Annotated in this window: 21 protein-coding genes; 16 read left to right on the top strand and 5 right to left on the bottom strand. The window is 66.6% G+C overall.

All coding sequences use genetic code 11. From position 1 onward, the window contains the following. Nucleotides 1–138 precede the first annotated feature (138 nt). From ACAM54_RS07520 to ACAM54_RS07500, 5 genes are all read right to left on the bottom strand, one after another. A complete protein-coding gene (locus tag ACAM54_RS07520) occupies nucleotides 139–2,727 on the bottom strand; it encodes a bifunctional aconitate hydratase 2/2-methylisocitrate dehydratase (RefSeq protein WP_369650317.1) in 2,589 nt (862 codons plus the stop codon). Between the two features lie 81 nt (nucleotides 2,728–2,808). Further along, complete coding sequence (locus tag ACAM54_RS07515; protein WP_369650316.1) at nucleotides 2,809–3,363, bottom strand: hypothetical protein; 555 nt, start codon at nucleotides 3,361–3,363, stop codon at nucleotides 2,809–2,811. A 31-nt stretch (nucleotides 3,364–3,394) separates the two neighbouring features. Further along, nucleotides 3,395–4,393, bottom strand: coding sequence for a CoA ester lyase (locus ACAM54_RS07510; protein ID WP_369650315.1), 999 nt, complete (start codon nucleotides 4,391–4,393; stop codon nucleotides 3,395–3,397). Further along, nucleotides 4,390–5,169, bottom strand: a complete 780-nt coding sequence (gene tam, locus ACAM54_RS07505; protein ID WP_369650314.1) for a trans-aconitate 2-methyltransferase — start codon at nucleotides 5,167–5,169, stop codon at nucleotides 4,390–4,392. Before tam ends, ACAM54_RS07510 begins: the two co-directional genes overlap by 4 nt. 15 nt (nucleotides 5,170–5,184) lie before the next feature. Then, on the bottom strand, nucleotides 5,185–6,171 hold the full coding sequence (locus tag ACAM54_RS07500) for a malate dehydrogenase (RefSeq protein WP_145741494.1): 987 nt from the start codon (nucleotides 6,169–6,171) through the stop codon (nucleotides 5,185–5,187). A 183-nt stretch (nucleotides 6,172–6,354) separates the two neighbouring features. On the opposite strand from ACAM54_RS07500, the gene ACAM54_RS07495 reads away from it, so the two are divergent. From ACAM54_RS07495 to ACAM54_RS07420, 16 genes are all read left to right on the top strand, one after another. Next, nucleotides 6,355–7,113, top strand: coding sequence for a GntR family transcriptional regulator (locus tag ACAM54_RS07495; protein WP_209534768.1), 759 nt, complete (start codon nucleotides 6,355–6,357; stop codon nucleotides 7,111–7,113). 227 nt (nucleotides 7,114–7,340) lie between these two features. After that, nucleotides 7,341–7,787, top strand: a complete 447-nt coding sequence (sdhC, locus tag ACAM54_RS07490; RefSeq protein ID WP_369650313.1) for a succinate dehydrogenase, cytochrome b556 subunit — start codon at nucleotides 7,341–7,343, stop codon at nucleotides 7,785–7,787. Nucleotides 7,788–7,800: 13 nt separating this feature from the next. Then, nucleotides 7,801–8,166: a succinate dehydrogenase, hydrophobic membrane anchor protein gene (gene sdhD / locus ACAM54_RS07485; RefSeq protein ID WP_369650312.1), complete on the top strand. Its 366-nt coding sequence runs from the start codon at nucleotides 7,801–7,803 to the stop codon at nucleotides 8,164–8,166. A 7-nt stretch (nucleotides 8,167–8,173) separates the two neighbouring features. Beyond that, a complete protein-coding gene (gene sdhA / locus ACAM54_RS07480) occupies nucleotides 8,174–9,982 on the top strand; it encodes a succinate dehydrogenase flavoprotein subunit (RefSeq protein ID WP_145741488.1) in 1,809 nt (602 codons plus the stop codon). A 27-nt stretch (nucleotides 9,983–10,009) separates the two neighbouring features. Further along, entirely contained in the window at nucleotides 10,010–10,711 is a 702-nt protein-coding gene (locus ACAM54_RS07475) for a succinate dehydrogenase iron-sulfur subunit (protein ID WP_012746572.1), read from the top strand. Between the two features lie 19 nt (nucleotides 10,712–10,730). Further along, nucleotides 10,731–11,054, top strand: coding sequence for a succinate dehydrogenase assembly factor 2 (locus tag ACAM54_RS07470; protein WP_145741486.1), 324 nt, complete (start codon nucleotides 10,731–10,733; stop codon nucleotides 11,052–11,054). Nucleotides 11,055–11,078: 24 nt separating this feature from the next. Further along, nucleotides 11,079–12,389 (top strand): citrate synthase, encoded by a 1,311-nt coding sequence (gene gltA / locus ACAM54_RS07465; protein WP_021006166.1) that lies wholly within the window; start codon nucleotides 11,079–11,081, stop codon nucleotides 12,387–12,389. Nucleotides 12,390–12,512: 123 nt separating this feature from the next. Continuing rightward, entirely contained in the window at nucleotides 12,513–12,653 is a 141-nt protein-coding gene (locus tag ACAM54_RS07460; protein ID WP_145741484.1) for an entericidin A/B family lipoprotein, read from the top strand. A gap of 116 nt (nucleotides 12,654–12,769) precedes the next feature. After that, a complete protein-coding gene (locus tag ACAM54_RS07455; protein WP_369650311.1) occupies nucleotides 12,770–13,723 on the top strand; it encodes a LysR substrate-binding domain-containing protein in 954 nt (317 codons plus the stop codon). Between the two features lie 48 nt (nucleotides 13,724–13,771). Continuing rightward, nucleotides 13,772–15,193: a 3-isopropylmalate dehydratase large subunit gene (gene leuC, locus ACAM54_RS07450; protein ID WP_145741480.1), complete on the top strand. Its 1,422-nt coding sequence runs from the start codon at nucleotides 13,772–13,774 to the stop codon at nucleotides 15,191–15,193. A gap of 19 nt (nucleotides 15,194–15,212) precedes the next feature. Next, complete coding sequence (leuD, locus tag ACAM54_RS07445) at nucleotides 15,213–15,863, top strand: 3-isopropylmalate dehydratase small subunit (protein WP_369650310.1); 651 nt, start codon at nucleotides 15,213–15,215, stop codon at nucleotides 15,861–15,863. A gap of 40 nt (nucleotides 15,864–15,903) precedes the next feature. After that, nucleotides 15,904–16,992 carry a 3-isopropylmalate dehydrogenase gene (gene leuB, locus ACAM54_RS07440; RefSeq protein WP_145741476.1) on the top strand — a complete coding sequence of 363 codons (1,089 nt, stop codon included), beginning with the start codon at nucleotides 15,904–15,906 and terminating at the stop codon, nucleotides 16,990–16,992. A 91-nt stretch (nucleotides 16,993–17,083) separates the two neighbouring features. Continuing rightward, entirely contained in the window at nucleotides 17,084–18,226 is a 1,143-nt protein-coding gene (gene asd / locus ACAM54_RS07435; RefSeq protein ID WP_369650309.1) for an aspartate-semialdehyde dehydrogenase, read from the top strand. A 167-nt stretch (nucleotides 18,227–18,393) separates the two neighbouring features. After that, on the top strand, nucleotides 18,394–21,168 hold the full coding sequence (locus ACAM54_RS07430; protein ID WP_369650308.1) for a FimV/HubP family polar landmark protein: 2,775 nt from the start codon (nucleotides 18,394–18,396) through the stop codon (nucleotides 21,166–21,168). Nucleotides 21,169–21,201: 33 nt separating this feature from the next. Then, nucleotides 21,202–22,014: a tRNA pseudouridine(38-40) synthase TruA gene (gene truA / locus ACAM54_RS07425; protein WP_145741470.1), complete on the top strand. Its 813-nt coding sequence runs from the start codon at nucleotides 21,202–21,204 to the stop codon at nucleotides 22,012–22,014. Continuing rightward, nucleotides 22,011–22,706, top strand: coding sequence for a phosphoribosylanthranilate isomerase (locus ACAM54_RS07420; RefSeq protein WP_369650307.1), 696 nt, complete (start codon nucleotides 22,011–22,013; stop codon nucleotides 22,704–22,706). Before truA ends, ACAM54_RS07420 begins: the two co-directional genes overlap by 4 nt. The last annotated feature ends 38 nt before the right edge of the window (nucleotides 22,707–22,744 follow it).

Below are 22,744 nucleotides of genomic sequence, written 5' to 3'. Positions count from 1 at the left end.
AGAGGCCCGCTCTCCCGGCCGGCCGAGGGCGCCCTTGCGTGTCGGAGACGGCCGGGGAGGCAGTCAAAAGCGGCACCCCAGACGCAAGAAAGCCCCGCCGAAGCGGGGCCCCTGTCCAATGCGCGGATCGCCTGAGGATCAGGCCGCGACGGCGGCGCCGGCCTCGGTCTTGTAGTCGTCGATCTTGTCGAAGTTCAGGTACTGGTAGATCTGCGCGCTCGATGCATCGAGCACGCCGGTCGCGGCCATGTACTCCTCGCGCGTCGGGATGCGGCCCAGGCGCGAGCAGATCGCGGCCAGTTCGGCCGAGCCCAGGTACACGTTGGTGTTCTTGCCCAGGCGGTTCGGGAAGTTGCGGGTGCTGGTGGACATCACCGTGGCGCCTTCGCGCACCTGCGCCTGGTTGCCCATGCACAGCGAGCAGCCCGGCATCTCGGTGCGTGCACCGGCATTGCCGAACACGCCGTAATGGCCTTCCTCGGTGAGCTGCTGCGCATCCATCTTGGTGGGCGGTGCGATCCACAGCTTGACCGGGATGTCGCGCTTGCCTTCGAGCAGCTTCGACGCGGCGCGGAAGTGGCCGATGTTGGTCATGCACGAGCCGATGAACACTTCGTCGATCACGGCGCCGGCCACGTCGCTGAGCGTCTTCACGTCGTCAGGGTCGTTCGGGCAGGCCACGATGGGTTCGTGGATCTCGGCCAGGTCGATCTCGATCACGGCGGCGTAGTCGGCGTCGGCATCGCCCTTGAGCAGCTGCGGGTCCGCGAGCCAGGCTTCCTGCGCGGCGATGCGGCGCTGCAGCGTGCGGGCGTCGGCGTAGCCTTCGGCAATCATCCACTTCATCAGCGTGATGTTGCTGTTGATGTACTCGATGATCGGTTCCTTGTTCAGGTGCACCGTGCAGCCGGCGGCCGAGCGCTCCGCGGACGCGTCGCTCAATTCGAAGGCCTGTTCCACCTTCAGGTCCGGCAGGCCTTCGATCTCGAGGATGCGGCCCGAGAAGATGTTCTTCTTGCCCTTCTTCTCGACCGTGAGCAGGCCGCTCTTGATGGCGTACAGCGGAATCGCGTTGACCAGGTCGCGCAGCGTGACGCCGGGCTGCATCTTGCCCTTGAAGCGCACGAGCACCGATTCGGGCATGTCCAGCGGCATCACGCCGGTGGCGGCCGCGAAGGCCACGAGGCCGGAGCCTGCGGGGAAGCTGATGCCGATCGGGAAGCGGGTGTGGCTGTCGCCGCCGGTGCCGACGGTGTCGGGCGTCAGCAGGCGGTTGAGCCAGGAATGGATCACGCCGTCGCCCGGGCGCAGCGAGACGCCGCCGCGGTTGGCCATGAACTCGGGCAGTTCATGGTGCATCTTGACGTCGACCTTCTTCGGGTAGGCCGCCGTGTGGCAGAACGACTGCATCACGAGGTCGGCCGAGAAGCCCAGGCAGGCCAGGTCCTTGAGCTCGTCGCGCGTCATCGGGCCGGTGGTGTCCTGCGAGCCGACCGAGGTCATCTTGGGTTCGCAGTAGGTGCCGGGGCGCACGCCCTGGCCTTCGGGCAGGCCGCAGGCGCGGCCGACCATCTTCTGCGCGAGCGAGAAGCCCTTCTTGGTGTCGACCGGGCTTTGCGGCAGGCGGAACAGCGTCGAGGCCGGCAGGCCCAGCGCCTCGCGCGCCTTGGCCGTGAGGCCGCGGCCGATGATCAGCGGAATGCGGCCGCCGGCGCGCACTTCGTCGAACAGCACGTCGCTCTTGACCTTGAACTCGGCAATCACCTTGCCGTCCTTCAGGGCCTTGCCTTCGTAGGGGCGCAGCTCGACCACGTCGCCCATGTTCATCTGGCTCACGTCGAGCTCGATGGGCAGCGCGCCCGAGTCTTCCATGGTGTTGTAGAAGATCGGCGCGATCTTGCCGCCGAGGCAGACGCCGCCGAAGCGCTTGTTGGGCACGAAGGGAATGTCTTCGCCGGTGAACCAGAGCACCGAGTTGGTGGCGCTCTTGCGCGAGGAGCCGGTGCCGACCACGTCGCCGGCATAGGCCACGAGATGGCCGCGCGCGCGCAGGTCCTCGATGAACTTCACCGGGCCGCGCTTGCCGTCTTCTTCAGGGACGATGCCGGGGCGGGCGTTCTTGTGCATGGCCAGCGCATGCATCGGAATGTCGGGACGCGTGGTGGCGTCGGGTGCGGGAGAGAGGTCGTCGGTGTTGATTTCACCGGCCACCTTGAAGATGCTGACCGTGATGCTTTGCGGCACTTCGGGGCGGCTGGTGAACCATTCGGCATCGGCCCAGCTCTGCAGCACGCCCTTGGCGTGGGCGTTGCCCTTGTCGGCCTTTTCCTTGACGTCGTGGAACTGGTCGAACATCAGCAGGGTTTTCTTCAGGCCTTCGGCCGCCACGGCGCCTACCTCGGCGTCGTCGAGCAGGTCGATCATCGGGCTGATGTTGTAGCCGCCGAGCATGGTGCCGAGCAATTCGGTGGCGCGGGCGCGCGAGATGAACGCGCTCTTCTCGGTACCATGGGCCACGGCCGCCAGGTAGCTCGCCTTGACCTTGGCCGCGTCGTCGACGCCGGCAGGCACGCGATGGGTGAGCAGATCGAGCAGGAAGGCGCCATCCTTGGCATTCGCGCTCTTGAGGAGCTCGATGGCTTCGGCGGTTTGCTTCGCGCTCAATGGCAGCGGTGGAATACCGAGCGCGGCGCGTTCGGCAACATGGTCAACGTAGGCTTGCAACATCTTCTTTTCTCCGGAAACTGGGCTTGCGGGTGTGCGGCACGGCAAGCAAGAGCCGCGCCGCACCCCGTGTGTGGGACTCTCTTACTTCTTGGCCGGGTCAGCGCCTTCGAACAGGCTCTTCGGCGGGTTCTTCTTCATTTCTTCGGCAAACGCGACCTGCTCGGCCGTCTGGCATTCGTCGGCAATGCGCAGGCCCGCCTTCTGGTTCATCAGCATCGACTTGTTGCCCAGCTGCAGCCACATGGCGCCGGCACGCGGGTCTTCGAGGCGGATGGCGCCGGTGCGGCTTTCGACCGGGTGCATGCGGTACTTCACGCCCTTGGTCGACACATTGAAGAAGCCCGGCTTCTTCTCGTCGGCGTCCACGGTCACGTCGGCGCCGAGTTCGCACTGGGCCTTGCCGACGGAGACGCGTTTGGCGACGGCCAGGTCGGCCTCGGTCAGCACGATGTTGGTTTCATCGGCAATGGGCGTCACTTCCTCGACGGCCTTGGCGGCCTTGCGGGTGACCTGCTTCTTGGGGGGCGCCTTCTTGGCCTCGGTCTTGGCAGCCGGCTTGGCAGGGGTGGTGGTCTGCGCCATGGCGGCGAACGGAAGCGCCAGGGCCAGGGTGGCGATCAGGGCAATTTTCTTCATGGGTGTTTCCTTGGGGCTGGATTCGGAAGTTTCAGGAGGCCGCGAGTGCAAACCAGGCTTTCGCCTCGGGAGGCAACGCGCGCCCTGTTGCGTGGGCACGCGTCAGCACTTGCCAAAAATGGCGATAGCTCGCGCGGTCGTGCAATGTGCCATCAATTTGGGTCGGAGCCCAATCCGCGAGAGCCGCATTTGTAATGATTTTTATGGCAATTTGAATCTGCGCCTCATCGGGCGCAAACGCCTCCAGGATGGGCCGGATCTGGTTCGGGTGAATGCTCCACATGCGCGTATACCCGAATTCGGCGGCCGCCTTGCGGGCTGCCATGCGCATGGCGTCGGTGTCGTTGAACTCGGTGACCACGCAGTGCGAAGGCACCTTGCCGTATGCATGCGCAGCGGAGGCGATGGCCAGCTTGGCGCGCACCACCAGCGGATGCGTGAACTGGCCGACGGCCCCCATGCCATCGGCGGGAATGGCGCCCGCATGGGCAGAGACAAAGTCCATCAGGCCGAAACTCAGCGATTGCACGCGCGGATGCGCGGCGATCTCGAACGCGTTGTGCACGGCCAGCGGCGATTCGATCAGCACATGCAGCGGCAGCGCATCGGCATCGGCCGCCTCGAGCGCCGCCACCGCCTGCGCCACGTCGGCCGCGGACTCGACCTTGGGCACCATCAGGTGGCTGAGCCGGTGGCCGGCGCGGCCGGCGATGGTGATCACGTCACCGGCAAAGGCGGGATGGTCCACCGGGTGGACGCGCACGCCCACGCGCATGCCGGGCTTGGCGGCCAATGCCAGTTCGGTCACGAGCGCGGCATGCTCCGCCTCGCCGCCCACGGGGGCGCCGTCCTCGCAATCGAGCGTGACGTCGAACACGCAGGCGCCGAATTCGTCGGCCATCTCGGCCTGCAGCGCCAGGCTCTTCTTCATGCGCGCCTCGACGCCGCTGTAGTGGTCGCACACGGGCAAGGTCACAGCGCCGGCCTGCGCGCCTAGCAGTACTTCCGCGGGATGAGCGCTCTTGGTCATGCTTTTCTCTGCGCCACGATGAACATGCGCGGGAAGGCCAGCAGCCGCTTGCCGTCGGTGCGCGCCGGATAGGCCTGGTCCACGCGGCGCTCGTACTCGGCCAGGTAGCTGGCCTGCAGGTCGGCCGGCAGGCGGTCGACGAAGGGCTTGAGCCCGGTGCCGCGCACCCATTCGACGATGGCGGCGGCATCGGCCATCGGGTGCTGGTAGATGGTGTGCCACACATCGACCCTGGCCGCGACGGGCGCGAGCAGGTCGTAGTAGCCGCCCAGCGGCAGCAGCAAGGTGCGCAGCCGGTCGGCATCGCCGATGGGCTCGGCCCAGGGCGCCTCGGCGGCCACGGCGCGCATCAGGCGGTGCGTGGGCTCCTCGCGGTTGTCGGGCATCTGGATGGCGAGCACGCCACCGGGGGCCAGCGCAGCGAACAGGCGCGGGATCAGCTGCTCGTGATCCGGCACCCACTGCAGGGCTGCATTGGCGTAAATGAGGTCGGGCGCTTCGTCTTGCGGCGCCCAGGTCGCGATGTCGCTCAACTCGAAGCGCGCCTGCGGCAGGCGCTCGCGCGCGCTGGCCAGCATGGCTTCGGAGTTGTCGGTCCCGACGACTTGCGCCTGCGGGAACCGATTGGCCAGCAGTTCGGTGGAATTGCCCGGGCCGCAGCCGAGGTCGACCACGCGGGCCGCTCCGGACAACGGCACCCGCGCCAGGAGTTCCTGTGCAGGGCGGGTGCGCTCGTCCTCGTAGCGACGGTAGAGCGCGGGGTTCCAGTCGAGCATGCCGGCCGGTCCTGCTTAGATCAGGTGCGCAACGCCGGCTTGTTCGCCTTGCAGCTCTTCGAGCGTCTTGTTGATGCGTTCCTGGCTGAATGCGTCGATTTCCAGGCCTTCGACCAGCTTGTACTCGCCGTTTTCACAGGTGACCGGGAAGCCGAACATCGTGTCCTTCGGAATGCCGTACTGGCCGTCCGACGGGATGCCCATGGTGACCCACTTGCCGTTGGTGCCCAGGGCCCAGTCGCGCATGTGGTCGATGGCGGCGTTGGCGGCCGAGGCGGCCGACGACAGGCCACGGGCCTCGATGATGGCCGCGCCGCGCTTGCCGACGGTCGGCAGGAAGGTGTTGGCGTTCCATTCCTGGTCGTTGATCATCTTGGCGACGCTCTCGCCCTTGATGGTGGCAAAGCGGTAGTCGGCGTACATCGTGGGCGAGTGGTTGCCCCAGACGACGAGCTTTTCGATGTCGGCCACGGGCTTGCCGGTCTTGGCGGCGATCTGGCTGGCGGCGCGGTTGTGGTCCAGGCGCAGCATGGCGGTGAAGTTCTTGCGCGGCAGGTCGGGTGCGCTCTTCATGGCGATGTAGGCATTGGTGTTGGCCGGGTTGCCCACCACCAGCACCTTGACGTTGCGGCTGGCCACGGCGTTGAGCGCCTTGCCCTGCGCCGTGAAGATGGCGCCGTTGACGGCCAGCAGCTCGGCACGCTCCATGCCCGGGCCGCGCGGACGCGAACCGACCAAGAGGGCGTAGTCGGCGTCCTTGAAGGCGGTCATCGGGTCGCCATGGGCTTCCATGCCAGCCAGCAGCGGGAAGGCGCAGTCGTCGAGTTCCATCATCACGCCCTTGAGCGCCTTCTGGGCCTTCTCGTCGGGGATCTCGAGCAGTTGCAGGATGACCGGCTGGTCCTTGCCGAGCATTTCGCCGGACGCGATACGGAACAACAGGGCGTAACCGATTTGGCCGGCGGCACCGGTGACGGCAACGCGGACGGGTTTTTTGCTCATGGGAAGACTCCAGAAGGTGGTGAAACGGTATCGGCGGGCGCGCGTGGCGCCGATGGTCCTGCAGGGCGGGAATCCTTCCCGCGGCGCAGGCCGGCCCGCATTTTAAGCCGATTCGACGAGCCTCGTCTTATGTCTTATATAAGATATGCTCCGGGGTTCCGCCACGGCGCCTCCACCGCTGCCATGAATGTCCCCACCGTCCTCGAAGATTCTGCGACGCCCTCCTTCAGTCCGCTCTACCAGCAGATCAAGACGCTGATCCTGCAGAGCCTGCAGGCCGGCGAGTGGAAGCCGGGCGAGCCCATTCCCAGCGAGATGGACCTGGCGGTACGCTACCGCGTGAGCCAGGGCACGGTACGCAAGGCCATCGACGAACTCTCGGCCGAAAACCTCGTGGTGCGGCGCCAGGGCAAGGGCACCTTCGTCGCCACGCATGCCGAGCAGCATGTGCAATACCGCTTCCTCAAGCTCGTGCCCGATGTCGGCACGCCAAGCACCGAAGGCCCCGCCGAGCGCACCATCGTCGACTGCCGCCGCCAGCGCGCCTCGGCCGATGTGGCGCGCGCCCTGGGCCTGCGCACGGGCGACGCGGTGCTGCAGGTGCGGCGCGTGCTCGCCTACGGCGGCATCCCGACCATCCTCGAGGACCTCTGGCTTCCCGGCGCGCCGTTCAAGGGTCTCACGGCCGAGCGGCTGCGCGCCTGGCCGGGCCCGATGTACGCCATGTTCGAAACCGAATTCGGCGTGCGCATGGTGCGCGCCGAAGAAAAGATCCGCGCGGTGCTGCCCGATGCCGAGCAGGCCGCGCTGCTCGACGTGCCGCTGCAGATGCCTTTGCTGAGCGTGGAGCGCCTGGCCCACACCTACCACGACACGCCGATGGAACTGCGCCGCGGCCTCTATCGCACCGACACGCACCACTACCGCAACCAGCTCGGCTGAGCGCGCATCCAGATGGCATCACGACCCCACAGCATCGCAGCGCCAAAGATTCGTGCGCAACACGCCGCGAACTCCCTAGCATCCGACTGCAGCGCTGCGCCGACACGGGCACCTCCGCCACGCAATGGTGCATTGCAATAGAATTTTGCGTTGTTTGCATTCCCCGAGAAGAAACAAAAGCGTTCGCTCTCAGAACAAGCCATCAAGCCACGAAAGCCTTCCCCCCAATGACAGAGCTTGCAACTCCCCCCCGGCCGCCGCGCCGCGAATTCCGGAACATCAATGCCTTCACCGATCTCACGACCTACCGGCTGCCGCCGGCCGGCATCGTGTCGATCCTGCATCGCGTCAGCGGCATCCTCATGTTCCTGCTGCTGCCGTTCATCATCTGGATGTTCGACACCTCGCTTTCATCCGATTACTCCTTCGCCAGGTTCAAGGCCGCATTCAACAGCGGCCTTGGTTTCGTTCCGGGCTGGTTCATCAAGCTGGTGGCGCTCGCGCTGATCTGGGCCTACCTGCACCACTTCATCGCCGGCCTGCGCCATCTCTGGATGGACGTGAGCCACGCCGCCGTCACCAAGGAGTTCGGCCATACCTCCGCCATGGTCACGCTGGCCCTGAGCATCCTGCTCACCCTGGTGCTCGGCGCCAAGTTGTTCGGCCTGTACTGAGAAGGAGCCAACCATGTCTGTGAATTACGGCTCCAAGCGCATCGTCGTCGGCGCGCACTACGGTTTGCGCGACTGGCTCAGCCAGCGCATCACGGGCGGCCTGATGGCGCTCTTCACGATCATCCTGCTCGCGCAGCTGATCTTCACGCGCGGCCCCATCGGCTACGACCTCTGGGCCGGCATCTTCGCGGCGCAGTGGATGAAGGTGCTGACCTTCTCGGTGATCGCCGCCCTGCTCTATCACGTGTGGGTCGGCATGCGCGACGTGTGGATGGACTACATCCAGCCCGTCGGCATTCGCCTTGCCCTGCAAATTTTCACCATCGTCTGGCTTGTCGGTTGTGCGGGTTGGGCCATTCAAGTGCTTTGGAAGATCTGACCCCACCATGACCTACACAAAAGAACAAATCACCAAGCGCAAGTTCGACGTCGTGATCGTCGGTGCCGGCGGCTCCGGCATGCGCGCCTCGCTGCAACTGGCCCGTGCCGGCCTGAACGTGGCCGTGCTCTCCAAGGTGTTCCCCACCCGTTCGCACACCGTCGCGGCCCAAGGTGGCGTGGGCGCCTCGCTCGGCAACATGAGCGAGGACAACTGGCACTACCACTTCTACGACACGATCAAGGGCTCCGACTGGCTCGGCGACCAGGATGCGATCGAATTCATGTGCCGCGAGGCCCCGAAGGTCGTGTACGAGCTCGAGCACTTCGGCATGCCCTTCGACCGCAACCCCGACGGCACCATCTACCAGCGTCCCTTCGGCGGCCACACGGCCAACTACGGCGAGAAGCCCGTGCAGCGCGCCTGCGCCGCGGCCGACCGTACCGGCCACGCGATGCTCCACACGCTCTACCAGAAGAACGTCGAAGCCCGCACCCAGTTCTTCGTCGAGTGGATGGCGCTCGACCTGATCCGCGACGCCGAAGGCGACGTGGTCGGCGTGACCGCGCTCGAAATGGAAACCGGCGACCTGCACATCCTGCAGGCCAAGACCGTGCTGCTGGCCACCGGCGGCGCAGGCCGCATCTTCCAGGCCTCGACCAACGCCTTCATCAACACCGGCGACGGCCTGGGCATGGCCGCGCGTTCGGGCATTCCGCTGCAGGACATGGAGTTCTGGCAGTTCCACCCGACCGGCGTGGCCGGCGCGGGCGTGCTGCTGACCGAAGGCTGCCGCGGCGAAGGCGCCATCCTGCTCAACAGCAACGGCGAGCGCTTCATGGAGCGCTATGCGCCCACGCTGAAGGACCTGGCGCCGCGCGACTTCGTCTCGCGCTCAATGGACCAGGAAATCAAGGAAGGCCGCGGCTGCGGCCCCAACAAGGACTACGTGCTGCTGAAGCTCGACCACCTCGGTGCCGAGACCATCCACAAGCGCCTGCCCTCGGTGTACGAAATCGGCGTGAACTTCGCCAACGTCGACATCACCAAGGAGCCGATCCCCGTGGTGCCGACCATCCACTACCAGATGGGCGGCATCCCCACCAACATCAACGGCCAGGTCGTGGTGCAGCAGGGCGACCAGAACAGCGCCGTGGTGAACGGCCTCTATGCGGTGGGCGAATGCTCTTGCGTGAGCGTGCACGGCGCCAACCGCCTGGGCACCAATTCGCTGCTCGACCTGCTGGTGTTCGGCCGCGCGGCCGGCAACCACATCGTCGAGTTCAACGACAAGCACAAGGAGCACAAGCCGCTGCCGGCCGATGCCGCCGACCGCACGCTGGAGCGCCTGAACCGCCTCGAAGCCGCCACCGGTGGCGAGTACGCGCAGGACGTGGCAGGCGAGATCCGCGCCGTCATGCAGCAGCATGCCGCCGTGTTCCGCAAGCAGGCCTCGATGGACGAGGGCGTGGTCAAGATCGCCGCCGTGCGCGAGCGCGTCAACGCCATCGGCCTGAAGGACAAGTCGAAGGTGTTCAACACGGCACGCATCGAGGCGCTCGAAGTCGACAACCTGATCGAAGTGGCGCAGGCCACCATGGTTTCGGCCGCCGCCCGCACGGAATGCCGCGGCGCACACACGGTCGAGGACTACGAGCGCCCGGCCGACGACCCGGTCGCGCCGCTCGGCCGCGACGACGCCAACTGGATGAAGCACACGCTCTGGTACAGCCAGGACAACCGCCTCTCCTATAAGCCGGTCAACCTCAAGCCGCTGACGGTCGACTCCGTTCCTCCCAAGGTCCGTACGTTCTAAACAAGAACAACATCACAAGGTTTCACGATGAAGCGCACATTCCAGATCTACCGCTACGACCCGGACAAGGACGCCAAGCCCTACATGCAGACAGTCGAGATCGAACTCGACGGCCATGAGCGCATGCTGCTCGACGCCCTGATGAAGCTCAAGGCGCAGGATCCCACGCTGTCGTTCCGCCGCTCGTGCCGCGAAGGCGTCTGCGGCTCCGACGCGATGAACATCAACGGCAAGAACGGCCTCGCCTGCCTGACCAACATGCTCACGCTCAAGGGCACGATCGTGCTCAAGCCGTTGCCGGGCCTGCCCGTCATCCGCGACCTGATCGTGGACATGACGCAGTTCTTCAAGCAGTACAACTCGATCAAGCCGTACCTGCAGAACGACAACGTGCCGCCCGAGAAGGAGCGCCTGCAGTCGCCCGAGGAGCGCGACGAGCTCAACGGCCTGTACGAGTGCATCCTGTGCGCGAGCTGCTCCACCAGCTGCCCGAGTTTCTGGTGGAACCCCGACAAGTTCGTGGGCCCGGCCGGCCTGCTGCAGGCCTACCGCTTCATCGCCGACAGCCGCGACGAAGCCACCGCCGAACGCCTGGACAACCTCGAAGACCCGTACCGCCTGTTCCGCTGCCACACGATCATGAACTGCGTCGATGTGTGCCCGAAGAACCTGAACCCGACCAAGGCGATCGGCAAGATCAAGGAACTGATGGTGCGCCGCGCCATCTGATCCTTTTCCGAGAGAAACCATGCAAACCGCCGCCGACCCGTCCGAGCTGATCAGCGAACGCGCGCTGAGCAAGCTGAAATGGCGCTGCCGGCGCGGCCTGCTCGAGAACGACCTGTTCATCGCCCGCTTCTTCGAGCGGCACGAATCCCGCATGACCAACGGCCAGGCGGGAGCGATGGAGACCTTGATGGACCTGTCGGACAACGATCTCCTCGATCTTCTCCTGCGAAGAAAGGAGCCCGAGCCCGCATGGGCCGGGGCCGAGGTGGTCGAGTTGCTGCAGCTGATGCGCACCGACGGCGCGCAGCGTCCCGCAACCTCCGTTTCCTCTTCGCCCTCCTGAATACTCCTCTGAAAGAAACCCGAAATGAAAGCTTCCGATACCAAGGCCACGCTGTCGTTCAGCAACGGCGGAGACAGCGTCGAACTGCCGATCTACAAGGGCACCGTCGGCCCCGACGTGATCGACATCCGCAAGCTGTATGCGCAGACCGGCATGTTCACCTATGACCCGGGCTTCATGTCGACCGCCGCCTGCCAGTCGGCCATCACCTACATCGACGGCGACAAGGGCGAACTGCTGTACCGCGGCTACCCCATCGAGCAGCTCGCGACCAACTGCGACTTCCTCGAGACCTGCCACCTGCTGCTCTACGGCGAGCTGCCGGACCAGGCCAAGAAGACCAACTTCACCAAGCTCGTGACCAACCACACGATGGTCAACGAGCAGATGCAGTTCTTCCTGCGCGGCTTCCGCCGCGACGCGCATCCGATGGCCATCATGACCGGCCTGGTGGGCGCCCTGTCGGCCTTCTATCACGACAGCACGGACATCAACAATCCCGAGCACCGCGAGATCGCCGCGATCCGCCTGATCGCGAAGATGCCCACGCTCGTGGCCATGGCCTACAAGTACACGATCGGCCAGCCGTACATGTACCCGAAGAACGACCTCAGCTATGCGGGCAACTTCCTGCACATGATGTTCGCCACGCCGTGCGAAGAGTACAAGGTGAACCCGGTGCTCGAGCGCGCGCTCGACCGCATCTTCATCCTGCACGCGGACCACGAGCAGAACGCCTCGACCTCGACCGTGCGCCTGTGCGGCTCGTCGGGCACCAACCCCTTCGCGGCCATTGCGGCCGGCGTGGCATGCCTGTGGGGCCCGGCCCACGGCGGCGCCAACGAAGCGGCGCTCAACATGCTCTACGACATCCAGAAGGAAGGCGGCGTGGAGAAGATCGGCGAGTTCATCAAGAAGGTCAAGGACAAGAACTCGAACGTCAAGCTCATGGGCTTCGGCCACCGCGTGTACAAGAACTACGACCCGCGCGCCAAGCTGATGCAGGAAACCTGCAACGAAGTGCTGACCGAGCTGGGCCTGGAACAAGACCCGCTGTTCAAGCTCGCCAAGGAACTCGAGAAGATCGCGCTGGAAGACGAGTACTTCGTGTCGCGCAAGCTCTACCCGAACGTCGACTTCTACTCGGGCATCGTGCAGCGCGCCATCGGCATCCCGGTGCCGCTGTTCACCGCGATCTTCGCGCTGGCCCGCACGGTCGGCTGGATTGCGCAGCTGAACGAAATGATCGGCGACCCCGAGTACAAGATCGGCCGCCCGCGCCAGCTGTTCGAAGGCTCGCCCAAGCGCGACGTGCAGCCCATCGGCAAGCGCTGAACGCGCGCTGCTTGCGCTCAAGCCGGAAAGCTGCCCTCGGGCAGCTTTTTTGCGTCTTGGCTGACATCCGGCGCCGCGAAGCCGGCGATAGCCTGCAGAGCACTTAGTCGAAGGAGTTTCATCATGAAATCGCTTGTCGCATTGTTCGCCGTCGCATTTGCTCTTGCCGTGCCACTGTCGGGTTGCAACACTTGGAGGGGAGCCGGCCAGGACGTGCAGAAGGCAGGTGAAAAGATGGAGGATTCGGCCAAGAAGCGTCAATGACGCCTCTTTTGCTCATCGCGCGCCGACAGTAATGTCATCGCGCATGACGATGACTCAGGCCTGAAAACAAGGGGAAAATACGGGCTTCCATCTCCATACGAGATGCCAAGACCCGTATGACCCCTTCCGAACGCAATTTCGCCCGGCGCATCGACCTCACGTCGCTGCAGCTGTTCGTGGCCGTTTGTGAACTCGGCAGCATCGGGCGCGCCGCGGAGCGCGAATTCATTGCCGCATCGGCCATCAGCAAGCGGCTGTCGGACCTCGAAGCCACGCTGGGCACCGCCCTCCTCTACCGCCATGCGCGCGGCGTCGATCTTTCCCCTGCGGGCGAAAGCCTGCTGCACCATGCGCGCTCGGTGCTCTACAGCCTCGAGAAGATGCAGGGCGAGCTCAGCGAATACGCCGAGGGCGTGCGCGGCCATGTGCGCGTGCATGCCAACATCTCGGCCATCGTGCAGTTTCTGCCGGAAGACCTCGGCGCCTTCACGCGCGAGCACGATGCGATCAAGATCGACCTCGAGGAGCACCTGAGCAACGAAGTGGTGCGCGCGGTCCAGGAAGGCGCCGCCGACCTCGGCATCTGCCACATTCCCGACGGCACCAACGAGCTGCAGACGCTGCCCTACCGCCACGACCGGCTCGTGCTGATCGCGCCCGCCGGGCACCCGCTGGCCACGCAGGGGCCGATCGATTTCGCCGCCTCGCTCGATTTCGACCATGTCGGCCTGCACACCAACAGCTCGATCTACGTGGCCATGCACCAGGCCGCGCTCGAGGCGGGCCGCAGCGTCAAGCTGCGCATCCACGTGACCGGGCTCGACGCGATGTGCCGCATGATCGACAACGGGCTGGGCATCGGCGTGATGCCGCAGCGCGCCTTCGAACTGCTGCAGGCAGGCATCGGCAGCCGCCTGCGCAGCGTGGCGCTGAACGACGCCTGGTCCCGGCGCGAGATCCGCCTGGTGGCGCGCGACTTCTCCACCCTGCCGGTGGCCGCGCGCACGCTGGTCAACCATCTGCACACGCCCACGGCCGCCCACGATGCCGCCGAGCCGCTCGCCGCCTAGAACGCAAGACAATCCACCTCCCCACGAAAGACAAGAGAAGAGAACGACATGGCACGCACGCTCTACGACAAGATCTGGGACGAACACGTCGTCCACACCGAGGAAGACGGCACCGCGATCCTCTACATCGACCGCCATCTGGTGCACGAAGTCACCAGCCCGCAGGCCTTCGAGGGCCTGCGCGTGGCCGGCCGCAAGCTGTGGCGCATCAGCTCGGTGGTGGCCACGGCCGACCACAACACGCCGACCACCGGCTGGGAGCGCGGCTATGAAGGCATCGCCGACCCGACCAGCAAGGAGCAGGTCACCACGCTCGACAAGAACATCGCGGAATTCGGCGCCGCCGCGTTCTTTCCGTTCCTGAGCAAGCGCCAGGGCATCGTGCACGTGATCGGGCCCGAATCGGGCGCCACGCTGCCCGGCATGACCGTGGTCTGCGGCGACTCGCACACCTCCACCCACGGCGCCTTCGGCGCGCTCGCGCACGGCATCGGCACCAGCGAGGTCGAGCACGTCATGGCCACGCAGACGCTGCTCGGCAAGAAGGCGAAGAACATGCTCGTGAAGGTCGAGGGCAAGCTGCCCTTCGGCTGCACCGCCAAGGACATCGTGCTGGCCATCATCGGCAAGATCGGCACGGCCGGCGGCACGGGCTACACGATCGAGTTCGCGGGCTCGGCGATCCGCGACCTGAGCATGGAAGGCCGCATGACGGTCTGCAACATGGCCATCGAAGCCGGCGCGCGCGCCGGGTTGGTGGCGGTCGACGAGAAGACCATCAGCTACGTCAAGGGCCGGCCGCTTGCACCCACGGGCGTGGAGTGGGACCAGGCCGTGGCCTACTGGCGCACGCTGCAGTCCGACCCCGGTGCCACGTTCGACGCCGTGGTCGAACTCGACGCCACGCAGATCCAGCCGCAGGTCACCTGGGGCACCTCGCCCGAGATGGTGGTCGACATCAACGGCCGCGTGCCCGATCCCGACAAGGAAAAGGACGCCAGCAAGCGCAGCGCCATCGAGCGCGCGCTGGTCTACATGGGCCTGGAGCCGAACAAGGCGATGAACGACATCTTCGTCGACAAGGTGTTCATCGGCTCGTGCACCAACAGCCGCATCGAGGACATGCGCGAAGCCGCCGCCGTGGTGAAGAAGCTGGGCCAGAAAGTGGCCAAGAACGTCAAGCTCGCGCTGGTGGTGCCCGGGTCGGGCGTGGTGAAGGAGCAGGCCGAGCGCGAAGGACTCGACCTGATCTTCAAGGCCGCGGGCTTCGAATGGCGCGAGCCCGGCTGCTCGATGTGCCTGGCCATGAACGCCGACCGCCTGGAGCCCGGCGAGCGCTGCGCCTCCACCAGCAACCGCAACTTCGAAGGCCGCCAGGGTGCCGGCGGCCGCACCCACCTCGTGAGCCCGGCCATGGCCGCCGCGGCCGCGGTGCACGGCCACTTCGTCGACGTGCGCACCTTCGCCTGATCCGGATCTGGAGCAACACATGCAGAAATTCACCGTGCACAAGGGCCTCGTGGCCCCCATGGACCGCGAGAACGTCGACACCGACGCGATCATTCCGAAGCAGTTCCTCAAGTCGATCAAGCGCACCGGCTTCGGCCAGAACCTGTTCGACGAATGGCGCTACCTGGACGCCGGCTTTCCGGGCCAGGACCCGGCCAGCCGCAAGCCGAACCCCGACTTCGTGCTGAACCAGCCGCGCTACGCCGGCGCCTCGATCCTTTTGGCGCGCAAGAACTTCGGCTGCGGCTCGTCGCGCGAGCATGCGCCGTGGGCGCTCGACCAGTACGGTTTCCGCGCGATCATCGCGCCGAGCTATGCCGACATCTTCTTCAACAACAGCTTCAAGAACGGCCTGCTGCCGATCGTGCTGCCCGAGGCCCAGGTGGCGCAGCTGTTCGATGAGACCTTCGCCTTCCCCGGCTACACGCTCACCATCGACCTGGAACGCCAGGTGGTCGTGAAGCCCGATGGCAGCGAGTTCGCGTTCGACGTGCAGGCCTTCCGCAAGTACTGCCTGATCAACGGCCTGGACGACATCGGCCTGACGCTGCGCCACAAGGACAAGATCAAGGCCTTCGAGGCCGAGCGGCTGGCGCAGAAGCCCTGGCTCGCGCACACGATGATCTCGTGATCGACCGCATTTCCTTTTTCAAAAAACCTCAGACCCAATCATGAAAATCGCAGTTCTCCCGGGCGACGGCATCGGCACCGAAATCGTGGCCGAAGCCATCCGCGTGCTCGACGCGCTCGACCTCTCTTTCGAGATGGAAACGGCGCTGGTCGGCGGCGCGGCCTACGAAGCGCACGGCCACCCGCTGCCCGAAGCCACGCTCAAGCTCGCCAAGGAAGCCGACGCAGTGCTGTTCGGCGCGGTCGGCGACTGGAAGTACGACAAGCTCGACCGCCCGCTGCGGCCCGAGCAGGCCATCCTGGGCCTGCGCAAGAACCTGGGCCTGTTCGCGAACTTCCGCCCGGCCATCTGCTACGAGCAGCTGGTGGGTGCCTCGAGCCTCAAGCCCGAGCTGATTTCGGGCCTGGACATCCTCATCATCCGCGAGCTGACCGGCGACATCTACTTCGGCCAGCCGCGCGGCCGCCGCACGGCCGTCGACGGACACTTTCCGGGTGCCGACGAGGCTTTCGACACCATGCGCTATTCGCGCCCCGAGGTCGAGCGCATCGCCCGCGTCGCCTTCGAGGCCGCACGCAAGCGCAGCAAGCGCGTGACCAGCGTCGACAAGGCCAATGTGCTGGAGACCTTCCAGTTCTGGAAGGACATCGTGACCGAGGTGCACAAGGACTATCCGGACATCGAGCTCGACCACATGTACGTCGACAACGCGGCCATGCAGCTCGTGAAGGCACCCAAGAAGTTCGACGTGATCGTCACCGGCAACATGTTCGGCGACATCCTCTCGGACGAGGCCGCCATGCTCACCGGCTCCATCGGCATGCTGCCCTCGGCCTCGCTCAATTCGAGCAACCAGGGCCTGTACGAGCCCAGCCACGGCAGCGCGCCCGACATTGCCGGCAAAGGGGTTGCCAATCCATTGGCTACAATACTGTCCGCTGCCATGATGCTCCGTTTTTCACTCAACCAAGCCGAAGCTGCCGACCGGATCGAGTCGGCGGTCAAGCACGTGCTCGCCTCCGGCCTGCGCACCGGTGACATCTGGTCAGAAGGCACCAAGCGCGTCGGCACCCGCGAAATGGGCGATGCGGTTGTTGCAGCAATCACCAAAAAGACGATTACCGGCTAACCGCAGCCCGCTTCGTCACGCCCCTCCCCGGCTCGACGAGTCGGGGGCAAGAAAAGACAACTTCTTTCTTTTTTCATAAGGGCAAACTGAAATGGCGAACGCATCTCAACCTCTGGTCGGCCTCGTGGGCTGGCGCGGCATGGTCGGCTCGGTTCTGATGGACCGCATGCAGGCCGAAGGCGACTTCGGGCTCATCGAGCCGGTCTTCTTCTCGACTTCCAACGCCGGCGGCAAGGCCCCGGCCATGGCCAGGAACGAGACCGCGCTCAAGGATGCGAACGACATCGAAGCACTGAAGAAGTGCGACATCGTCATCACCTGCCAGGGCGGCGACTACACCAGCGAGGTGTTCCCCAAGCTGCGCGCCGCCGGCTGGAGCGGCCACTGGATCGACGCCGCCTCCACGCTGCGCATGCAGGACGACGCGGTCATCGTGCTCGATCCCGTCAACCTGCCGGTGATCCAGAACGCGCTCGCCAAGGGCGGCAAGAACTGGATCGGCGGCAACTGCACCGTGAGCTGCATGCTTATGGGCGTGGGCGCCCTTTACAAGGCGGGCCTGGTCGAGTGGATGACCAGCATGACCTACCAGGCGGCTTCGGGCGGCGGCGCGCAGCACATGCGCGAGTTGCTGACCCAGTTCGGCACGCTCAACGCCGAGGTGCGCGCGCTGCTCGACGACCCCAAGTCGGCCATCCTCGAGATCGACCGCAAGGTGCTGCACAGGCAGCAGAACCTCAGCGCTTCCGAAACCGCCAACTTCGGCGCACCGCTGGGCGGCTCGCTGATTCCCTGGATCGACAAGGACCTGGGCGACGGCATGTCCAAGGAAGAATGGAAGGCCGGCGCGGAAACCAACAAGATCCTCGGCCAGGGCGCGGGCTTCGGCACCGCCGCCGTGCCGGTCGACGGCTTCTGCGTGCGCATCGGCGCGATGCGCTGCCACAGCCAGGCGCTGACCTTCAAGCTCAAGAAGGACGTGCCCGTGGCCGACATCGAAGCGATGATTGCCGCGGACAACCCCTGGGCCAGCGTCGTGCCGAACACCCGTGAAGCAACGCTGAGGGACCTGACGCCGGTGGCGGTGACGGGCACCATGAACATCCCGGTCGGCCGCATCCGCAAGCTGGCAATGGGCCCCGAGTACGTCGGCGCCTTCACCATCGGCGACCAGTTGCTGTGGGGTGCGGCGGAACCGCTGCGCCGCATGCTGCGCATCCTGCTCGAGGCTTGATGGGGGCGCGCAGGCTCTCCATGGACCCCAAGTGTTGCCATGCGGCAACACTGAATGTGTGCGTAAGTATGCGCGCACTGGGTAGAACAGGCGCACTGCCTTGTCAGTACCCGGTGATGATGCTAACGTCCTCTTACAAATTCTGGGCCTGAGCCGCCCCTATCAGCATGACAAGACATTTGTTGCCCGCGGCCCGCCCATCGGCCGCTCGCCCCTCCCTGCCCTTGAACGGCCTTCGCCTCTCCGTTCTGGGTACGGCCGTCGCCGTGGTCCTGGGTATTGCAAGCACCGGCGCCAGCGCCTTCGCGCTCGGGCAGCTGAAGGTGCAGTCAGCACTGGGCGAACCGCTCCGCGCCGAAATCGACGTGACCGAAATGGCTGCCGCCGAAGCGGAGAGCCTGAAGATCAACGTCGCCAGTGCCGACGCCTTCAAGAACGCGGGCGTCCCCTACAACGATGCGTTGAGAGACGTCAAGGCCACGCTGCAGCGCCGCGCGGGCGGCCAGTACGTCGTCCGGCTCACCGGCAGCCGTCCGCTCAACGATCCCTTCGTCGACCTGCTGCTCGAAGCCAACGGCTCGTCGGGCCGGATGGTGCGCGACTACACCGTGTTGCTCGATCCGCCGGCCACGCGCCAGGCGGCGCCGAGCGCGTCCATCGCGCCCGCCACGCCCCAGGTGAGCACGCCGCCGCCTGTGGAACGTCCGGCTGCCGCGGCAGCACGCGCACGCCGCGAGCGCGCGCCCGTCGCACCGGTTACAGCCCCGGCCGCGCCGGTGCCCGCCACGGCCGCACCGCAGGCGCCCGGCGCCACAGCACCGGCTCGCCCGGCTGGCGGCGGCGAACAGGTCACGGTCCAGCGCGGCGATACCGCCAGCAAGATCGCCGGAGCCCACAAGCCCGCCGACATCTCGCTCGACCAGATGCTGGTGGCGCTCCTGCTTGCCAATCCCGATGCATTCGTTGGCGGCAACGTCAACCGCATGAAGGCCGGCGCCGTGCTCGATCTGCCGAGCGCCGCCGAAGCCGGCGCCATTCTTCCGTCGGAAGCGCGCCGCACCATCACTGCGCAGAGCCGCGACTTCGGCGCCTACCGCCAGCGCCTTGCCGAAAATGCACCCACGTCCAACGTGGCCGCCGCCGACCGCAAGGCTTCGGGCAAGCTGCAGGCCAATGTCGAGGACCGCAACGCCGCGGCGAGCGCCCCTGACAAGCTGACGATCTCGCAGGGCAGCGCAGCAGCCCGCGCCGCCGAGGAAAAGGTCGCGCAGGCCCGCCAGGCGCAGGACAGCAACAACCGCGTTGCCGAGCTGTCGAAGAACATCAACGAACTGGCCAAGCTCAAGGCAGCCACCGGTTCGGCGGCGCCAGCCGCTGGCTCGGCGCCGGCACCCGCCCCGGCAGCCCCCGGCATTCCGGTTCCCAACCCGGGGGTCGCCGCAACCACGGCACCGGCCGCTGCGGCGCCTGCTGCCGCCGCCCCTGCCCCGGTGGCTGCGCCCGTCGCCCCCGCCACGCCCCCCGCTGCTGTTTCGGCACCGGCAGCACCCGCAGCGACTCCCGCGCCAGCTGCAGCGGCACCGGCCGCTCCGGCGGCCGAGCCCGTGCCTGCTGCAACTTCCGAAGCTGCGCCGGCCGCTCCCGCAGCGGCGGCAAGCGCCGCGGCCGCCGCCCCTGCACCGGCGCCCAAGCCGGTCGTCAAGGCAGCGCCTCCGCCGCCTCCGGTGGAGCGCGGCTTCTTCGAAGAGCTGATGGACAACCCGCTGATGCTCGGCGGCGCGGCGCTGATCGCCTTGCTGGTCGGCTTCCTGCTGTACCGCGTGCTGGGCCGCCGCCGCGAAGAAATGAGCGAGAGCGTGTTCCTCGAAAGCCGCATTCCGAAGGACTCGTTCTTCGGCGCCAGCGGCGGCGAATCGGTCGACACCAAGCAGCGCGGCGATTCCACCGTGTCGTCGCTGTCGTACTCGCCGAGCCAGCTCGATGCGGGCGATGTCGATCCCGTGGCCGAAGCGGACGTGTACCTGGCCTACGGCCGCGACCTGCAGGCCGAGGAGATCCTCCGCGAGGCCCTGCGCGTGAATCCGGACCGCACGGCCATTCACCTCAAGCTGCTCGAAATCCATGCCAAGCGCCGCGACGTCCGCGCCTATGAAGGCCTTGCGGCCGAAGTGCACAAGCTGACCAACGGCACCGGTGCCGACTGGAACCGCGTGGTCGAGATGGGCAAGGACCTCGATCCGGGCAATCCGCTGTACGACTCGGGCGCGTCCCGCGGCGTGAGCCCGGCCGAGAGCGCCGCCTTTGCGGGCGCCCTGGCCACGGCAGCAGCCAAGCCCGCGCCAGCGCCGGTGCCCGCGCCCGTCGCGGCCACGCCAGCCTTCGTGCCCTCGGTCGCGCCGCTGGACTTCGATCTGGACCTGAGCCAGCCGCCGGCACCCGCCCCGGCCCCGGTGAGTGCCAGCCTGCCGAAGACGGCCTATGCGCCGCCGGCCGCCAGCAGCGCCCCACTGTCCAACGGCCATGCCCATGCGCCCACGGCACCGGTCGACCTGGAAAACGACTTCGACACCGCCCCCGGCGCGCTGTCGCCGATCACCCGCCCCGGCGCGCTCGGCGAAGCCGATGCCAACACCCGCCCGGCCGGGCTGCGCGGCAACCTGCCCGCGGACTCGGGCTTCATCGAATTCGACATGAGCGCGCTGGCCGGCCTGCCCGCCCGCCCGGTGGCCGGCACCGCCGAAACCGCAGGAAGGCCCGCTGCCGAAGCCGCGCAGGACGACGATGGCGACGAGAGCCCCCATGCCGTCAAGCTGTCGCTGGCGCGCGAGTTGCAGGCCATTGGCGACGTCGAAGGCGCCCGCTCGCTGGTCGAGGAAGTCGAAGCCGAAAGCGCCGGCGACCTCAAGTCGCAGGCGAGGCAATTGCTCGCCGAACTGCGCTGACGAGCGGCTTTTTCCGCTGTTCTTCCTGAATTCGTGAGGCTGGCGCTAGGCATCCGCTACAACGGCCAGGCGTACGAGGGCTGGCAGAGCCAGCGCTCGGGCCGCACGGTGCAGGACAAGCTCGAGGCGGCCCTCGCCAAGTTCGCGGCGCAGCCCATCGGCACGCTGTGCGCCGGCCGCACCGACGCCGGCGTGCATGCGCTGATGCAGGTGGTGCACTTCGACACCGCCGTCGAACGCGAGCCCTTCTCGTGGGTGCGCGGCACCAACCGCTTCCTGCCCGACGACATCGCCGTGCAGTGGGCCCAGCCGGTGCCGGGCGAATTCCATTGCCGCGCCAGCGCACTCGCGCGGCGCTATCTCTACGTGCTGTCGCAGTCGCCCGTGCGGCCCAGCCTCGATTCGGGCCGGGTCGGCTGGTCGATGCATCCGCTCGACGGCGATGCGATGCGCGCCGCCGCCGCCCTGCTGGTGGGCCGGCACGACTTCAGCTCGTTCCGCGCCTCGGCCTGCCAGGCGCGCTCGCCGGTCAAGGACCTGCGGCGCATCGAAATCACGCGCCACGGCAGCGGCGACCGCTGCCGCTGGCATTTCGAGTTCGAGGCCGATGCCTTCCTGCACCACATGATCCGCAACCTGATGGGCTGCCTCGTGCGCATCGGCCGCGGCGACGAACGGCCCGAATGGATCACCGAGGTGCTCGAGGCGCGCAGCCGCAAGGTGGCGGCGCCGACCTTCTCGGCCAACGGGTTGTATTTTCTCGGGCCGTTGTACGACGCCAAGTGGGGTCTGCCGGCCGAGGCCACGCTGCAGGCCGGCGGCGCTCCTTATGATGGGCCGCCATGACTGCCGCTCCCCGCACCCGCATCAAGATCTGCGGCCTCACGCGCGAGGCCGACGTGGATGCCGCCATCGAGGCCGGCGCCGATGCCATCGGCTTCGTGCTCTACGCGAAAAGCCCCCGCGCCGTGACGGCCGAGCGCGCCGCCGAACTCGCCTCCCGCCTGCCGCCCTTCATCACGCCGGTGCTGCTGTTCGTGAACGAGGATGCTTCCAAAGTCATAGCAGCCCTCTCGCGCATGAAGGGCGCGATCGCGCAGTTCCACGGCGAAGAAACGCCCGAACAGTGCGAGCAGGCCACCGGCCCGGGGCGCTTTCGCTACATGCGCGCGGCCCGTATTCCGCTGGGCGCCGCCGGAGCGGGCTTCGACCTCGTAAAATACGCGTCCGATTACTCCCACGCCCAGGCCATCCTGCTCGACGCCCATGTCGAAGGTTATGGCGGTGGCGGCAAGGCATTCGATTGGTCACTTCTTCCACCCGCCGTCGACGCTCACCTCGTCTTGAGTGGTGGGCTCACACCTGCAAACGTGAGCGATGGCATTCGCATCCTGCGGACGCGCTGCAAGACGCTGTCCGTTGATGTGAGCTCGGGCGTCGAAATCGACGGTCCCGGGAACAAGGGCCTGAAGGACGCCGGCAAGATCCGGCAATTCGTCGCAGCCGTCAGGGCGGCCGACGCGTCCTTCTCCAGCTAGCCGCCGCAGCCGATCGATGTCGGGCTGCGGCCCACCGA

Source organism: Variovorax sp. V93 (assembly GCF_041154485.1).
Taxonomy (GTDB): domain Bacteria; phylum Pseudomonadota; class Gammaproteobacteria; order Burkholderiales; family Burkholderiaceae_C; genus Variovorax; species Variovorax beijingensis_A.
The sequence above is the reverse complement of the archived record's forward strand: the minus strand, read 5'-3'. Positions and strand labels throughout refer to the sequence as shown.

Bases quoted from the DNA above. Each gene is read 5' to 3' on its own strand.
- asd (WP_369650309.1), top strand. From the start codon at position 17,084: ATGGCGAACGCATCTCAACCTCTGGTCGGCCTCGTGGGCTGGCGCGGC.
- ACAM54_RS07470 (WP_145741486.1), top strand. From the start codon at position 10,731: ATGCAAACCGCCGCCGACCCGTCCGAGCTGATCAGCGAACGCGCGCTG.
- ACAM54_RS07430 (WP_369650308.1), top strand. From the start codon at position 18,394: ATGACAAGACATTTGTTGCCCGCGGCCCGCCCATCGGCCGCTCGCCCC.
- tam (WP_369650314.1), bottom strand. From the start codon at position 5,169: ATGCTCGACTGGAACCCCGCGCTCTACCGTCGCTACGAGGACGAGCGC.
- leuB (WP_145741476.1), top strand. From the start codon at position 15,904: ATGAAAATCGCAGTTCTCCCGGGCGACGGCATCGGCACCGAAATCGTG.
- ACAM54_RS07475 (WP_012746572.1), top strand. From the start codon at position 10,010: ATGAAGCGCACATTCCAGATCTACCGCTACGACCCGGACAAGGACGCC.
- gltA (WP_021006166.1), top strand. From the start codon at position 11,079: ATGAAAGCTTCCGATACCAAGGCCACGCTGTCGTTCAGCAACGGCGGA.
- ACAM54_RS07520 (WP_369650317.1), bottom strand. From the start codon at position 2,727: ATGTTGCAAGCCTACGTTGACCATGTTGCCGAACGCGCCGCGCTCGGT.
- sdhD (WP_369650312.1), top strand. From the start codon at position 7,801: ATGTCTGTGAATTACGGCTCCAAGCGCATCGTCGTCGGCGCGCACTAC.
- ACAM54_RS07420 (WP_369650307.1), top strand. From the start codon at position 22,011: ATGACTGCCGCTCCCCGCACCCGCATCAAGATCTGCGGCCTCACGCGC.
- ACAM54_RS07515 (WP_369650316.1), bottom strand. From the start codon at position 3,363: ATGAAGAAAATTGCCCTGATCGCCACCCTGGCCCTGGCGCTTCCGTTC.
- sdhA (WP_145741488.1), top strand. From the start codon at position 8,174: ATGACCTACACAAAAGAACAAATCACCAAGCGCAAGTTCGACGTCGTG.
- ACAM54_RS07500 (WP_145741494.1), bottom strand. From the start codon at position 6,171: ATGAGCAAAAAACCCGTCCGCGTTGCCGTCACCGGTGCCGCCGGCCAA.
- ACAM54_RS07510 (WP_369650315.1), bottom strand. From the start codon at position 4,393: ATGACCAAGAGCGCTCATCCCGCGGAAGTACTGCTAGGCGCGCAGGCC.
- sdhC (WP_369650313.1), top strand. From the start codon at position 7,341: ATGACAGAGCTTGCAACTCCCCCCCGGCCGCCGCGCCGCGAATTCCGG.
- leuC (WP_145741480.1), top strand. From the start codon at position 13,772: ATGGCACGCACGCTCTACGACAAGATCTGGGACGAACACGTCGTCCAC.
- ACAM54_RS07460 (WP_145741484.1), top strand. From the start codon at position 12,513: ATGAAATCGCTTGTCGCATTGTTCGCCGTCGCATTTGCTCTTGCCGTG.
- ACAM54_RS07455 (WP_369650311.1), top strand. From the start codon at position 12,770: ATGACCCCTTCCGAACGCAATTTCGCCCGGCGCATCGACCTCACGTCG.
- leuD (WP_369650310.1), top strand. From the start codon at position 15,213: ATGCAGAAATTCACCGTGCACAAGGGCCTCGTGGCCCCCATGGACCGC.
- ACAM54_RS07495 (WP_209534768.1), top strand. From the start codon at position 6,355: ATGAATGTCCCCACCGTCCTCGAAGATTCTGCGACGCCCTCCTTCAGT.